The organism is Pseudomonas sp. HLS-6 TE3448 (genome assembly GCF_053629555.1).
In genome coordinates this window covers 4,310,761-4,324,239 of record NZ_JBRJIO010000001.1, presented here as the reverse complement: position 1 = coordinate 4,324,239, position 13,479 = coordinate 4,310,761, and the positions used below count along the sequence as shown (strand labels likewise).

13 protein-coding genes are annotated in these 13,479 nt (G+C 62.7%); 10 read left to right on the top strand and 3 right to left on the bottom strand.

Translation table 11 applies throughout. The features are described from left to right. Nucleotides 1-28 precede the first annotated feature (28 nt). Complete coding sequence (locus tag AB7M23_RS19740; RefSeq protein ID WP_102051889.1) at nt 29-1,261, top strand: NADH:flavin oxidoreductase; 1,233 nt, start codon at nt 29-31, stop codon at nt 1,259-1,261. A 109-nt stretch (nt 1,262-1,370) separates the two neighbouring features. Here the strand turns inward: AB7M23_RS19740 and AB7M23_RS19735 are convergent, their stop codons facing one another. After that, nucleotides 1,371-2,204: an alpha/beta fold hydrolase gene (locus tag AB7M23_RS19735; RefSeq protein WP_454241782.1), complete on the bottom strand. Its 834-nt coding sequence runs from the start codon at nt 2,202-2,204 to the stop codon at nt 1,371-1,373. Nucleotides 2,205-2,473: 269 nt separating this feature from the next. On the opposite strand from AB7M23_RS19735, the gene AB7M23_RS19730 reads away from it, so the two are divergent. Genes AB7M23_RS19730 through AB7M23_RS19720 form a run of 3 tightly spaced genes read left to right on the top strand, consistent with a single transcriptional unit; the run spans nt 2,474 to nt 4,631 of the window. Beyond that, nucleotides 2,474-3,208, top strand: a complete 735-nt coding sequence (locus AB7M23_RS19730) for an SDR family NAD(P)-dependent oxidoreductase (protein ID WP_454241781.1) — start codon at nt 2,474-2,476, stop codon at nt 3,206-3,208. Nucleotides 3,209-3,222: 14 nt separating this feature from the next. Beyond that, the gene (locus AB7M23_RS19725; RefSeq protein WP_330523402.1) at nt 3,223-3,996 is read left to right on the top strand and encodes an SDR family NAD(P)-dependent oxidoreductase; all 774 of its coding nucleotides are present in this window, start codon (nt 3,223-3,225) and stop codon (nt 3,994-3,996) included. Then, a complete protein-coding gene (locus AB7M23_RS19720) occupies nt 3,996-4,631 on the top strand; it encodes a nuclear transport factor 2 family protein (protein ID WP_371918199.1) in 636 nt (211 codons plus the stop codon). Before AB7M23_RS19725 ends, AB7M23_RS19720 begins: the two co-directional genes overlap by 1 nt. Nucleotides 4,632-5,513: 882 nt before the next feature. On the opposite strand, the gene AB7M23_RS19715 is transcribed toward AB7M23_RS19720, so the two are convergent. Continuing rightward, nucleotides 5,514-6,707 (bottom strand): acyl-CoA dehydrogenase family protein, encoded by a 1,194-nt coding sequence (locus AB7M23_RS19715; protein ID WP_454241780.1) that lies wholly within the window; start codon nt 6,705-6,707, stop codon nt 5,514-5,516. Beyond that, entirely contained in the window at nt 6,704-7,876 is a 1,173-nt protein-coding gene (locus tag AB7M23_RS19710) for an acyl-CoA dehydrogenase family protein (protein ID WP_454241779.1), read from the bottom strand. The genes AB7M23_RS19715 and AB7M23_RS19710 overlap by 4 nt, the downstream gene beginning before the upstream one ends. Nucleotides 7,877-8,078: 202 nt before the next feature. Here AB7M23_RS19710 and AB7M23_RS19705 point away from each other — a divergent pair, with 202 nt between their 5' ends. Genes AB7M23_RS19705 through AB7M23_RS19680 form a run of 6 tightly spaced genes read left to right on the top strand, consistent with a single transcriptional unit; the run spans nt 8,079 to nt 13,470 of the window. Then, complete coding sequence (locus AB7M23_RS19705; RefSeq protein WP_065761514.1) at nt 8,079-8,969, top strand: VOC family protein; 891 nt, start codon at nt 8,079-8,081, stop codon at nt 8,967-8,969. Between the two features lie 11 nt (nt 8,970-8,980). Beyond that, nucleotides 8,981-9,856, top strand: a complete 876-nt coding sequence (locus tag AB7M23_RS19700) for a CoA transferase subunit A (protein ID WP_454241778.1) — start codon at nt 8,981-8,983, stop codon at nt 9,854-9,856. A gap of 12 nt (nt 9,857-9,868) precedes the next feature. Then, on the top strand, nt 9,869-10,666 hold the full coding sequence (locus AB7M23_RS19695; protein WP_065761512.1) for a CoA-transferase subunit beta: 798 nt from the start codon (nt 9,869-9,871) through the stop codon (nt 10,664-10,666). Nucleotides 10,667-10,682: 16 nt separating this feature from the next. After that, a complete protein-coding gene (locus tag AB7M23_RS19690; protein ID WP_102051472.1) occupies nt 10,683-11,600 on the top strand; it encodes an enoyl-CoA hydratase in 918 nt (305 codons plus the stop codon). Beyond that, a complete protein-coding gene (locus tag AB7M23_RS19685; protein ID WP_099775137.1) occupies nt 11,597-12,721 on the top strand; it encodes an NAD(P)H-dependent flavin oxidoreductase in 1,125 nt (374 codons plus the stop codon). Before AB7M23_RS19690 ends, AB7M23_RS19685 begins: the two co-directional genes overlap by 4 nt. After that, nucleotides 12,718-13,470: an enoyl-CoA hydratase family protein gene (locus AB7M23_RS19680; RefSeq protein WP_065761509.1), complete on the top strand. Its 753-nt coding sequence runs from the start codon at nt 12,718-12,720 to the stop codon at nt 13,468-13,470. The genes AB7M23_RS19685 and AB7M23_RS19680 overlap by 4 nt, the downstream gene beginning before the upstream one ends. Nucleotides 13,471-13,479 lie beyond the last annotated feature (9 nt).

Below are 13,479 nucleotides of genomic sequence, written 5' to 3'. Positions count from 1 at the left end.
ATAATCTGCTGCCAAAAAAGGGTCTGCCATGAACCTTCATCCGACACCGTCACCGTTCAGCCCCATTACCATTGGCCCGCTGACGTTAAAAAACCGATTCATCAAGGCGGCGACCAATGAGGGCATGAGTGCCCAGGGCGTGCCCTCCAAGCAATTGGTCAAACTGCATGCCGCCCTGGCCAATGGCGGCACAGCGCTGACCACCGTGGCCTATTGTGCCGTGAGCCGCGATGGTCGCACGCTGCCCAACCAACTGATCCTGGCGCCTGAGAGCCTGCCGCACTTCAAGGCGTTGACCGATGCGGTACACCGCGAAGGTGGGCTGGCCAGTGCGCAGATCACCCATGGAGGCTGTTTTACCTTTATTCGTGAACGCTCCACCCCGCGTCCGCTGTCCGCCAGTGGCGGTTTCAACAAGATCGGCATGATGAGCGGCATGTTCCTCAAACAAGCGATGAATGAGGGCGATATGCAGCAGGTTGTGCAGGATTTCGCTCGCGGTGCGCGGCTGGCCCGGCAGGCCGGATTCGACGCCGTGGAAATTCACATGGGGCACGGCTACCTGCTCAGCCAGTTCATTTCGCCGCTGTACAACAAGCGTCGTGACCAATACGGCGGCAGCCTGGAAAACCGTCTGCGTTTTCCGCGTCGTGTGCTGCGAGCGGTACTCGATGCGGTTGGTCGGGACATGGCCGTGATTTGCAAGTACAGCATTACCGAAGGTGTACGCAGCGGTAACAGCGCCGAGGATGGTGCCCAGATTGCCCGCATGCTGGAACAGGAGGGCGCGCACCTGCTGGTGCTCAGTGCCGGCATGAACGCCGAGTCGATTACCACCATGTTTGGCTCCTCGTTTCCCAAGGAGAATCGCGTCCAGCAGAAAAACCCGGTGATCGCCCTGGCGATGGCCATTCAGCGACTGACCGATCCCAAGGTGGAGTTCCGAGAGCTTTACCTGCTTGAGCATGCTCGCAAGGTGCGTGCCGCGGTGAAGATGCCGCTGGCCTATCTGGGCGGTGCGAAGAGCCTCAACAGTATCGAGCGGATCATGGCCGAGGGCTTTGACCTGATCGCCATGGGGCGGGTGTTGTTGGCGGAGCAAGACTACGTCAACAAACTGGCCAGCGGGGCGAGCAAGAACTCGATCTGCACCGCCTGCAACCGCTGCGTGGCCATGATGTACACGCCAGGCGGCACCTCGTGCGTACTGGGCAAGCCCGGCGATGCCGAGCTGAACCGGCAACCGGCAGCGGCCCAGTAGGGCGGCTTGTTCTACCCAGGCACCGCCAGGATGCGTGAGCCCTTGTAGGTCAGCGCATCCTGGGTGCATCTCGGCGAGGCTACAGCGGGTGTAGCCCCTGTTCCCAGGCTCAGCCGTGCTGCAGGAAGTCGATGCAGCTGCGGTTGAACAGCTCGGGATGTTCGACCTGCACCCAATGCCCGCAGCGGTTGAGCACAATGAAACGGGCGTTTTCGGCTCCGTCGATAATGCGCTGGACACCGCTGACCGGGTTGAAGTTGTCGTTGCTGCCCCAGAAGCCCAGGATCGGGCACCTGATCTCGCCCAGGCGGGCTTCCATGTTGGGCACCATCATGGTGCTGAACAGGTTCTTCGGTTGCGTCACCGCGACCGCTACGCGTTCCAGCAGCAGGCTCTCTGGCAGGATCGAGTCATCGAACAGTTGCAGGCGCATCATGCTGCGCATTTCTTCCAGGCCTATGGGACCTGCGTTGAACAGGTTGACCATGCGCACGATGCCTTGCATCTGGAAGTAGGTCTCGCGTTCTTCGACGCCACCGGGTGCCAGCAGAATCAGGCGCTCTGTCAGTGATGGATAACGCAGTGCCAGCCCCAGGGCAATCGCACCCCCCAGGGAATTGCCCAGCATCGTGCAGCGTTCTACGCCGATTTCCGTCAGGAAAGTGCCCACACAGTCGACGAAGAAGTCCAGGTTGTACTGCACATCGTCGGGTTTGTCCGAACGCCCGAAACCCGGTAAGTCCAGCAGGATGTTGCGGTAACCGGCCTCGACGAATGCCGGGTAGTTACCTTTGAAATTGCTGAAACCACTGGCGCCCGGTCCGCTGCCATGCAGCCACAGCACCACCGGGCCGCTGCCTTCGTCCAGGTAGTGCAGGCGCAGGCCGTTGGGCAGGGTCGCGTAATGGCCTGTAGGCAATGGCAGGTCTACGGCTTGATTCATGGGGGTTCTCCAGAGTCTGCGGGTTCATGAGGCGCTTACCGGCCGGGCCACATTGATGCCTGAAGGGGATGCTGATGCCCGGCCCGGTTTGCGCAGAACAGATCCTGGGCTGCCGTGGTCCTGATGGCATCGTCCGTTCAGACCACGCCGATCGGCGTGCCGTTAGTCCTATCGGACGATGTTCGTATCGGGGTGGCAGCTAATCATGCAGGTGACTGGCTCGCTGCACCTGCAGCGGGTTGCGATGCTCGTCAATCCAGGAGAACGCAATGAAGTTGCTGAATAAAGTGGCCTTCGTGACAGGCGCAGGACAAGGTATGGGCCAGGCCATCGTGCGTCGGTTCGTCGCCGAAGGGGCGAAGGTGGTGGCGGTTGATCTCAACCTGCCAGCCTTGGCTGAAAGCCTCGCAGACCTCGGTGACAGTGTGCTGGCCTTGGCCTGCAACGTTGCCGACAGTGGATCGGTTGCCGATGCCATGGGGCAGACCGAACAACACTTTGGTGGCCTCGACATCCTCGTCAACAATGCCGGTGTCGGTGCCCTCGACAGCTTCCTCGACACGCCGGACGAAAGCTGGGCGCGGGTGATCAATGTCAACCTGGGCGGGACCTTCCTGTGCTGCCGCGAAGGTGCCAGGTTGATGGTCAAGGGGGCTCGCAAGGGCGCCATCATCAACCTCTCCAGTACGGCCGCACTGACCGGTGAAGGGCCTGGCCACTACTGCGCGTCGAAAGCCGGCGTCATGGGCCTGACCCGCTCGATCGCCCGCGACCTTGCTGCCAGTGGCATTCGTGTCAACACCCTGGTACCCGGCCCGACCAACACACCGATGATGGCCGGCATTCCCGACGAACACATGCAGGCGCTGCTCCAGAACGTACCGTTGGGACGCATGTGCGAAACCGACGAAATCGCCCGTGTCGCGGTATTCCTGGCCAGCGAAGACGCCAGCTTCATGACAGGGCAGAACATTGCGGTCAACGGCGGCATGGCCTTTATCTGAGAGAGGAGTGACCTATGAGCAAGCGTCTGGAAGGAAAAATTGCCTTTGTCACCGGCGCAGGTTCCGGTATCGGTGAAGCCACTGCGTTGCGGTTCGCCGAGGAGGGCGCCACCGTGGTGTTGTGTGGCCGACGTGCCGAACCGTTGCAAGGCGTCCAGGAGAAGATCCTAGGGCTGGGTGGTCGCGCTGAAATCGCCGTTGCGGATGTGAGTGATGAGCAGGCCTATGTCGGCGCACTTGAAGCTGCAGCGCAACGTCATGGTCGCCTGGATATCCTGGTCAACAACGCGATGGCCTACACCTGGGGCGGCATCGACACGATGTCTACGGCAGACTGGCACGCCAACTTCGCCACCACCGTGGACGGCACCTTCTGGGGTACCCGTACCGCCATGCAATTGATGAAGGCACAGGGCGGTGGTGCCATCGTCAATATTGCCTCCATCTGCGGCCTGTTCGGTACGGCCTGGATGGCGGGCTACTCAGCGGCCAAAGCGGCGGTGATCAACTTCAGCCGTGCCGCTGCCAGTGAAGGCGCACCCAACAACATCCGCTGCAACGTGATCATCCCGGGCGTGGTCGATACCCCAGCGACCGCCGGCATGCTCAGCGACGACAAAACCCGCAGCAACACCGAAAAAGTCATCCCCATGAAACGCGTCGGCCTGCCGGTGGAACTGGCCAACGCCATTCTCTTCCTGGCCAGCGATGAGGCGTCGTACATCACTGGTGCGAGCCTGGCAGTGGACGGCGGGCGTAGTTCCGACCTGTACACGGTGCTGGATTGATGAACATGGATTCGACCTCACTGCTTGAACGGATCGACCGTCTGGAATCGCTGGATGCCATTCGCCAACTGGCCGGCAAGTACGCGTTGGCGTTGGACATGCGCGACATGGACGCCATGGCCAACTGCTTCGCACCGGATGTTCGGGTTGGTCGTGACAAGAGCGGGCGCGCGCACCTCAAGGCCTGGTTGGACGAAACCATGCGCAAACAGTTTCACGGCACGTCTCATCACCTGGGGCAGCACATCATCGAGTTCAGCGATCCGGACCATGCCACTGGCGTGGTCTACTCCAAGAACGAGCATGAGACCGGCCCTGAGTGGGTCATCATGCAGATGCTGTATTGGGATGACTATGAGCGTATAGACGGCCGCTGGTGCTTCCGTCGGCGTTTACCGTGTTACTGGTATGCCACCGACTTGAACAAACCACCGATTGGTGGCTTGAAAATGCGCTGGCCGGGGCGTGAGCCTTACGCGGGGAGTTTTCACGAGTTGTTCCCGTCATGGGATGCGTTCTGGGCACAGCGCCCGGATAAAGACGCATTGCCACACATTGCCGAACCGGCACCGCTGGAAGGGTTTCTGGCGAACCTGCGACGGGGTGCGGGTGATCCCAAGATTCGTGTTCGGTAGGTGACGTTTTTCGCAGGTAAGCCTGCTCTCACTCCTGTGAGCGTTGGCTTGCCCGCGATGCAGGCGCCACGTATTCACTGACACCGCGTCGACGCCATCGCAGGCAAGCCTGCTCCAACAGAAAAGGCAGTGCCCTGCGCAGATCCCTGTAGGAGCCGGGCTTGCCCGCGATGCAGGCGCCGCGTATTCACTGACACCGCGTTGACGCCATCGCAGGCAAGCCTGCTCCAACAGAAAAAACAGTGTTCTGCGCGTATCCCTTTAGGAGCCGGGCTTGCCCGCGATGCAGTCGCCACGCACGTACTGACACCCCGCCGACGCCATCGCAGGCAAGCTTCTCCAACAGAAAGGCAGTGCTCTGCGCAGATCTCTGTAGGAGCTGGGCTTGCCCGCGATGCAGACGCCGCGCACGTACTGACACCGCGCTGACGCCATCGCAGGCAAGCCTGCTCCAACAGAAAAGCAGTGCCCTGCGCAGATCTCTGTAGGAGCCGGGCTTGCCCGCGATTCAGGCGCCGCGCACGTACTGACACCGCGCTGACGCCATCGCAGGCAAGCCTGCTCCAACAGAAAAGCAGTGCCCTGCGCAGATCCCTGTAGGAGCCGGGCTTGCCCGCGATGCAGGCGCCGCGCACGTACTGACACCCCGCCAAGGCCATCGCAGGCAAGCCTGCTCCAACAGAAAAAGCAGTGCCCTGCGCGGATCCCTGTAGGAGCCGGGCTTGCCCGCGATGCAGACGCCGCGCACGTACTGACACCGCGCTGACGCCATCGCAGGCAAGCCAGCTCCAACAGAAAAGCAGTGCTCTTCGCAGATCCCTGTAGGAGCCGGGCTTGCCCGCGATGCAGGCGCCACGTATGCACTGCCCCAGAACCTGTGTATCAACCACGCACACGCGCTTCGCGTGGCATCCCCAGGGCCCGTTCAGCGATGACATTGCGCTGGATCTCGTTGCTGCCACCATAGATCGTGTCGGAACGGGTGAACAGAAACAGCGACTGCAACCGGCTCAATTGGTAAGGCGCACCTTCGAGAATCTCCCCCTCGCTGCCCAGCACGTCCATGGCCAGCTTGCCCAGGTCGGCATGCCAGGACGACCAGGCCAGTTTATAGATCATGGCCTCGCGGCTCAGGCTGCCGTCCTGCGGCCCGGACAGCATCCGTAGCGAGTTGTAGCGCAGCACCTTGAGCCCGGCCCAGGCCTGGGCAATGCGTTGTCGCAGCAACGGGTCGCGGGAGGCGCCGTTGTCACGGGCAATGCGGATGATCTCGTCAAGTTCGTTCTGGAACTGCATCTGCTGACCCAGCGTCGATACCCCGCGTTCGAAACCCAGCAGGGCCATGGCGATTTTCCAGCCATCACCGGGTTGTCCGATCAGGTTGTCAGCCGAGGTGCTGGCCTGGTCGAAGAACACTTCATTGAATTCACTGGTACCGGTCAGTTGCTGGATAGGCTGCACACGGATTTGCTCCTGGGCCATCGGCACCAGCAGGAACGACAGCCCATGATGCCCGCTGCTGCCCGGCTCGGTTCGGGCCAGGACGAAGCACCAATCGGCCTCGTGGGCCAGTGAGGTCCAGACTTTCTGGCCACTGATCAGCCAGTGCTCGCCGGCGGCATCAAGCCGGGCGCGGGTTTGCACGTTTGCCAGGTCAGAGCCGGCACCGGGCTCGGAATAGCCCTGGCACCAGAATTCAGTACCGTTGAGGATGCCCGGCAGCAACCGCTGCTGCTGGGCTGGGGTACCGAACGCGGCGAGTGTCGGCCCGACCAGGCCTTCGCCGATGTGGCCCATGCGTCCAGGACCGCCGGCGCGCGCGTATTCTTCATGGAAAATGACCTGCTGGCTGATGCTCAGACCGCGCCCACCGTGCTCCTTGGCCCAGCCCACACCGATCCAGCCGCCAGCGGCCAGTGTTCGCTCCCAGGCTTTGCGTTCGGCAGGAAAGCTGTGCTCGTCGCCAGGGCCGCCGCGAAAACGCAGGGGTGCGAAGTCGCCTGTCAGGTGTTCGGTCATCCACTGGGCAACCTGTCGACGGAACGCTTCATCTTCGTTGTTGAAACCGATTTTCATGGTTGCTCTCCAAATAGATGCGCGGCCAGGCGCTCGCGGTGGAATGCGGGTGTGCCCAGCAACTGCTCGCTGGCACGGGCCCGCTTGAAGTACAGGTGCGGGTCATATTCCCAGGTGAAGCCAACGCCGCCGTGCAGCTGAATGGACTCGGCGGCGCAGTGGAAGAACGCTTCGCTAGCGTGGATCTTGGCCGTTGCGGCGGCTGCATCGAGCTCGCTCGAGACGGCGGCATCGCCCGCTGGATCAAGGCGCTCCTGGGCTACGCAAGCGGCGTAGTAGGCTGCCGAGCGGGCGCATTCGACCTGCAGCATCATGTCGGCGCAGCGGTGCTTGATGGCCTGGAAGCTGGCGATGCTGCGGCTGAACTGCCGGCGTTCGGCGGTGTAGGCCAAGGTCAGGTCGAGGGCCTGTTGCGCGCCGCCGGTCTGTTCGGCAGCCAGGCCGATGGCGGCGATCTGCAAGGTGTCACGCAGCAACGGCCAGCCTTGGCCGGTTGCGCTCAGCAACTGGGCGTCGCTCACCTCTACCGCGTGCAGTTCGATCCGTGCCAGGCGCCGGGTTTGATCCAGCGTCGGCAGTGCCTGGCACACGACGCCCGCGGTATCCGCAGGCAGTGCGAACAGGCTGATGCCGTGTTCGCCCTGACTGCCAGGGGTACGCGCCGCGACGATCAGCAGGTCGGCCTGGGCCCCATCGATCACTTGGGTATAGGTACCTGTGAGGCGAAAACCGCCGGTGCAGGGGCGGGCCTCGGTCTGCACGCTGTTGGCGTCCAGGCCCGGGCCACTGGCGAAGGCCAGGCTGGCAGTGGTCGTGCCGGCCGCAATGGCGCTGAGCCAGGTGGCCTGCAATGCGGCGTTGTCGCCCAGCAGCAGGGCTGGGGTCGCCAGGCAGGTGGTGGCAAACAGCGGTGAGCAGAGCAGGTAGCGGCCGCTTTGTTCGAGCAGGATCGCCAGCTCGACAAAGCCCAGGCCCATGCCGCCCAAGGCTTCGGGCACCATCAGGGCGGGCCAGTACAGCTCCTGGCCGATGCGTTGCCAGACGGCTGGGTCGTAGCCGTCAGGGCGGCTCATGGCGGCGCGTACCGCATGCGAGTCGCTGACTTGTGTCAGAAAGCGTATCGCGCTGTCCCGAATCATCTCGTGTTCTTGAGTAAAGGCGAACTCCATGGGGCTGTCTCTGCTGGGCGGATGGATGCCCGAGTCTAGGGTTGTGGGGCTTTTAGCCGAATCATTGAAACGGACTAGTCCGCCATCTACCCAAGGGCCCTGGAATGGCCAAGTTGCGTAGTCTCAACGGACGATGAAGGCAGCGCCGTGGGTTTGCACAATGTTCATCAGGCAATGAACTCAGCCATTGAGGAACATAGGCATGATCGACATTCGCGGTTTGAGCTATTTCGTCTCGCAGATCGAGAACCTCAGCCAGTGGCAGCGTTACGCCGAGGACGTCCTCGGTATGCAGGTCCATCCGGCGCCAGGTGGCGGCCTGTACGTGAAAATGGACGAGCGGCCGTTCCGCATGCTGATCGTCGAGGGCAGCGAAGCGCGTTATCTGGCCTCCGGTTGGGAGTTGGGTTCCGAGCAGGCGTTCAGTGATGCACTTCAGCACCTGACCCAGGCCGGCGTTGAGTGGGAACTGGGCAGTGCCGCGCAGGTCGAGCAGCGTGGCGTGCAGGCACTGGCGACGCTGGTCGACCCGTCCGGCAACCGTCATGAGTTGAGCTGGGGGCATCGCTCCGACTGCCAGCCGTTCGTCTCGCCCCAGGGGGTGCCGCGTTTCGTTACCGGCGACATGGGGCTGGGGCACACCGTGCTGCCGGCACCGAACTTCGACGCAACGCTGGCGTTCGCCAAGGACGTCCTCGGCTTTGGCCTGTCGGACATTTTCAACTTCCGTCCTGATCCGGCGGCCGCGCCGATCCGTATCCACTTCCTGCATTGCCGCAATGCCCGGCACCACAGCCTGGCGCTGGCCGAGTACCCGGTGCCGTCGGGCTGTGTGCACGTGATGGTCGAGGTTGACTCGATGACCGAGGTTGGCCGTGCCCATGACCGCCTGCTGGCACATGACGTGCGCCTGTCGGCGACGTTGGGGCAGCACCTGAACGACCGCATGACCAGTTTCTACATGAAGACGCCGTCCGGCTTTGACCTGGAATACGGCTACGGCGGGTTGCAAGTCGATTGGGCCGAGCACTCGGCATTCGAATTCACCCGCGTGAGCATTTGGGGGCACGACTTTTCGGTCGGCCAACAGTAAGGAACCTGCACATGAACAAACAACTGACAGCGGCCGATGCGGTTGCTCAATTGCGTGACGGCATGACCATCGGTTTCGGTGGATGGGGGCCGCGGCGCAAGCCGATGGCGATTGTCCGCGAGATTCTCCGTTCGCCAGTCAAGGACCTGACCGTGGTTGCCTACGGCGGCCCCGAAGTGGGCATGCTCTGTGCGGCGGGCAAGGTGCGCAAGCTGGTGTTCGGTTTCGCCACCCTCGACGCTATTCCGCTCGAACCTTACTACCGCAAGGCCCGTGAAGCCGGTGAGCTGGAACTGCTTGAACTGGATGAAGGGATGTTCCAGTGGGGGCTGCGCGCTGCCGGCATGCGTTTGCCGTTCCTGCCGACCCGATGCGGGCTGGCCACCGATGTGACCCGTCTCAACCCGGAACTCAAGACGATTCAGTCGCCCTATGCCGATGGTGAAGTGCTGTTGGCGATGCCCGCGTTGAACCTCGATGTGGCGTTCCTGCATGTCAACGTCGCGGACCGCCTGGGCAACTGCCTTGTGACCGGGCCAGACCCGTATTTCGATCACCTGTTCGCCCGTGCCGCCGCGCAGTGCTTTGTCTCGTGCGAAACGCTTGAAGAGCGCCTTGAGCTGAGTGCCGAACTGGCCCGTTTCAATACCTTCGAGCGTTATCTGGTGAGCGGTGTGGTGCATGCGCCGCTGGGTGCGCACCCGACCTCCTGCCCGTCGGATTACGGCTGGGACCTGGAACATCTCAAGCGCTATGTCGCCAGCAGCCAGGAAGAAAACGGCTGGCACGCCTATGTCGAGACTTACGTGGCGGGTGGCGAGCAGGCCTATCAAGCGCAGAACGGCGGTGCCGTACGCATGGGCGCCTTGCCCCTACCCGTGTTCTGAGGGGTATGAACAATGTCTGCAACCTGTGATTTCACCCTCGCGGAATTGATGATTGTCGCCGCAGCCGAAGCCTGGCGCGGTAATGGCGAGGTGATCGCCTCGGGCCTGGGCGTGATCCCCCGTTTGGGCGCAAGCCTGGCCAAGCTGACCCACAGCCCTGAACTGCTGATGACCGACAGCGAGGCCTTCCTGGTCGAAGAGCCGATCCCGCTTGGGCCGCGTGGCGATTTCGTGCCGCGCTACTCGGGCTATCTGTCGTTTGAGCGTGTGTTCGAATGCGTCTGGGGCGGCCGCCGTCACGCGATGATCGGGCCAACCCAGATCGACCGTTGGGGCCAGACCAACCTGTCGTGCGTCGGCGACTACCAAAAGCCGAAGACCGCGATTCTGGGGGTGCGCGGCTTGCCGGGTAACAGCATCAACCACCTCAATTCGTTCTTTGTGCCCAACCACAACACACGGGTGTTCGTCAGTGGTGAAGTGGATATGGTCTCGGGCGTCGGCTTCAAGGCCGAGCGCTGGCCTGAGGGGGTTCGCCGCGACCTGATGGACATTCGCCGGGTGGTCACGGACCTCTGCACCCTGGATTTCGACGGCCCGCAACGTGCCGCCCAAGTGCGCACCCTGCACCCCGGGGTGAGTTTCGACGAGGTTCAGGACAAGACCGGCTTCCCGTTGCTCAAGTCTGCGCACCTGCAGGAAACCGCGCACCCCAGCGCTGAACAGTTGGCGCTGATCCGCCGACTTGACCCCCACGATTACCGGGCCTCGGCGATCAAGGGCAACCCGGCCGGTATCCGTACGGCCTGAGGCGAGGACAGCGAACATGCACAGCCGCGACAGTGAATTCGTCGTCCGCGAAGACCAGGCGGTCTATGAGACAGATGCACCGGTGCTGTACGGCGTGGCTGAGGGTATTGCCACGCTGACACTGAACCGACCGACCTTCAACAATGCACAAAACTCGCAGATGACCTATGCGCTGGACGCCGCCTTTCGCCAGGCGGTCGACGACGACAGCGTCAAGGTCATCGTCTTGCGCGGCAACGGCAAGCATTTTTCGGCAGGGCACGATATTGGTACCCCAGGGCGGGATATCAACAAACCGTTCGAGCGGGCGCACCTGTGGTGGGACCACACCAACAAGCCGGGCGGGGAGCAATTGTACGCCCGAGAACAGGAAGTCTATCTGGGCATGTGCCGCCGTTGGCGTGACCTGCCCAAGCCGACCATTGCCATGGTCCAGGGCGCCTGTGTGGCCGGTGGGCTGATGCTGGCGTGGGTCTGCGACCTGATTGTCGCCAGTGAGGACGCGTTCTTCCAGGACCCGGTGGTGCGCATGGGCATTCCGGGCGTTGAGTATTTCGCCCATCCGTACGAGTTGAACCCGCGCATCGCCAAGGAATTCCTGTTCTGCGGTGACCGCATGAGCGCCGCACGGGCTTATCAGATGGGCATGGTCAATCGGCTGGTGCCGGGCGAGGAACTGGAACAGGCGACCTACGCGCTGGCCGCCGGTATTGCCCGACAACCGCGCATGGGCCTGGCCTTGACCAAGCAGGCCATCAACCATGTCGAGGACCTTCAAGGCAAGCGCACTGCCATGGACGCGGCGTTTGCCTGGCACCACTTCGCCCATGCCCACAACGAATTGCTCTCCGGCGACAAGCTCGGCGGCTTCGATGCCAAAGGCATGGCCCAGGCCAACAAGCGGGCGGCCACAGCCGAGGATAAATCCGTATGAGTCGCTGGTTGAACACACCGCTGACCGAGGCCCTGGGCTGTCGTTACCCGATCGTGCAAACCGCCATGGGCTGGGTCGCCGACGCCAACCTGGTGATCGCCACCACTCAGGCCGGCGGTTTCGGTTTCCTGGCGGGCGCGACCATTCCCGCGGATGAGCTCGAAGGCGAGATCCGCAAGGTGATCGACGCCACCGGTGGCAGCAACTTCGGGCTCAATTTCCACATGTTTCAGGACAACGCTGCGCAATGCGTTGACCTGGCCATCCAGTACCGCTTGCGTGCCGTCAGTTATGGCCGTGGGCCGGACAAACAGACCATCGCCCGTTTCAAGGCGGCCAAGGTGCTGTGCATCCCGACGGTTGGTGCGCTCAAGCATGCGCTGAAGGCGGTGGAACTGGGTGCCGACCTCATCACTATTCAGGGCGGCGAGGGCGGTGGCCACACCGGCGGCGTGCCCAGTTCGATCCTGTTGCCGCAAGTCTTGGCGGCGGTCAACGTACCGGTGATTGCCGCTGGCGGCTATGCCACCGGGCGCGGCCTGGCCTCGGTGCTGGCGGCAGGTGCCAGCGGGATTGCCATGGGTACGCGGTTTCTGATGACCCGCGAGTCGCCAACCCCGCGTGCGACGCTTGAGCGTTACCTGAAGGTGGCCGATCCACAGCAGGTGCGGGTTACCACTGCGGTGGACGGCATGCGCCACCGAATGATCGAAAACCGGTTTATCAATGAGTTGGAGCGGGCCGGGCCTTTTGGCCGGTTGCGCATTGCCCTGGGCAGTGCCTGGCAGTGGAAACAGCAGACTGGCATGAGCCTGGCGCATATGGCCGGGGTGTTCTTCCGGTCGCTGCGCGAAGACCCGTCCGCCTTGTCGCAGGTGGTCATGGCTGCCAACCAGCCGGTGCTGCTGCAGCGTTCGATGGTCGATGGGCACCCGGACGAAGGCATCTTGCCCAGCGGCCAAGTGGCTGCGGCCATCGATGAGCTGCTGAGTTGCCGCCAGGTGATCGAAGGCATCGCCGATGAAGCCGAACAGTGCCTCGACGCGCTCCTGGCCCGTTGCCAGCCCACCGCCGAGCCGTGCCAACCCCATCATCCCGCCAGCATTGGAGAACCCCTGTGAACCAGGCCTTTACCACGCAGCTCAATCAGGGGATCGCGGAACTTGTGATCGCCAAACCACCGGTCAATGCACTCGACAGCCAGGAGTGGCTGGCATTGGCCAAGCAGATCGAAGCGCTCGGAGCCAACCCCGAGGTGCGCGTCATCGTCATCCGCGCCGAAGGCCGGGGGTTCTGCGCCGGGGTGGATATCAAGGAACTGGACGCTCACCCGGAGCGCATTGTCGAGGTCAACGCGGGCAACTACGCGACCTTCAAGGCCGTACACCGCAACCCGGTGCCGGTGATCGTCGCTGTGCACGGTTTCGTGCTCGGTGGTGGCATCGGCATTACCGGCGCGGCCGATATTGTCGTGGCCTCCGAATGCGCAACCTTTGCGTTGCCGGAGGTCGATCGCGGCGCCATGGGCGGCGGCGCGCATTTGCAGCGGCTGTTTCCGGTGCAGAAGGTCCGTTACCTGTTCTTTACCGGCGCCTCGATTGGTGCCATCGAGGCTCAGCAATACGGCTTTATCGAACAGGTAGTGCCGAAGGATCAACTGCGTGAAACCGCACTGGAAATCGCTGCGCGCATCGCGGCGAAAAGCCCGGGGATGATCCGCATTGCCAAGGAGGCCTTGAACGGTATCGAAGACGGCAACCTGGAAGACAAATACCGCTGGGAGCAGGGCTTCACTTTACAGGCCTACAGCAGCCCCGATTCGGCGGAGACCCGTCGGGCCTTTGTCGAAAAACGCGACGCCAAGTTCTGAGAGAACGCC

Excerpts from the sequence above, each read along its gene's own strand:
- AB7M23_RS19720 (WP_371918199.1), top strand. The coding sequence starts at position 3,996 with ATGAACATGGATTCGACCTCACTGCTTGAACGGATCGACCGTCTGGAA.
- AB7M23_RS19705 (WP_065761514.1), top strand. The coding sequence starts at position 8,079 with ATGATCGACATTCGCGGTTTGAGCTATTTCGTCTCGCAGATCGAGAAC.
- AB7M23_RS19740 (WP_102051889.1), top strand. The coding sequence starts at position 29 with ATGAACCTTCATCCGACACCGTCACCGTTCAGCCCCATTACCATTGGC.
- AB7M23_RS19685 (WP_099775137.1), top strand. The coding sequence starts at position 11,597 with ATGAGTCGCTGGTTGAACACACCGCTGACCGAGGCCCTGGGCTGTCGT.
- AB7M23_RS19730 (WP_454241781.1), top strand. The coding sequence starts at position 2,474 with ATGAAGTTGCTGAATAAAGTGGCCTTCGTGACAGGCGCAGGACAAGGT.
- AB7M23_RS19700 (WP_454241778.1), top strand. The coding sequence starts at position 8,981 with ATGAACAAACAACTGACAGCGGCCGATGCGGTTGCTCAATTGCGTGAC.
- AB7M23_RS19710 (WP_454241779.1), bottom strand. The coding sequence starts at position 7,876 with ATGGAGTTCGCCTTTACTCAAGAACACGAGATGATTCGGGACAGCGCG.
- AB7M23_RS19725 (WP_330523402.1), top strand. The coding sequence starts at position 3,223 with ATGAGCAAGCGTCTGGAAGGAAAAATTGCCTTTGTCACCGGCGCAGGT.
- AB7M23_RS19735 (WP_454241782.1), bottom strand. The coding sequence starts at position 2,204 with ATGAATCAAGCCGTAGACCTGCCATTGCCTACAGGCCATTACGCGACC.
- AB7M23_RS19695 (WP_065761512.1), top strand. The coding sequence starts at position 9,869 with ATGTCTGCAACCTGTGATTTCACCCTCGCGGAATTGATGATTGTCGCC.
- AB7M23_RS19690 (WP_102051472.1), top strand. The coding sequence starts at position 10,683 with ATGCACAGCCGCGACAGTGAATTCGTCGTCCGCGAAGACCAGGCGGTC.
- AB7M23_RS19715 (WP_454241780.1), bottom strand. The coding sequence starts at position 6,707 with ATGAAAATCGGTTTCAACAACGAAGATGAAGCGTTCCGTCGACAGGTT.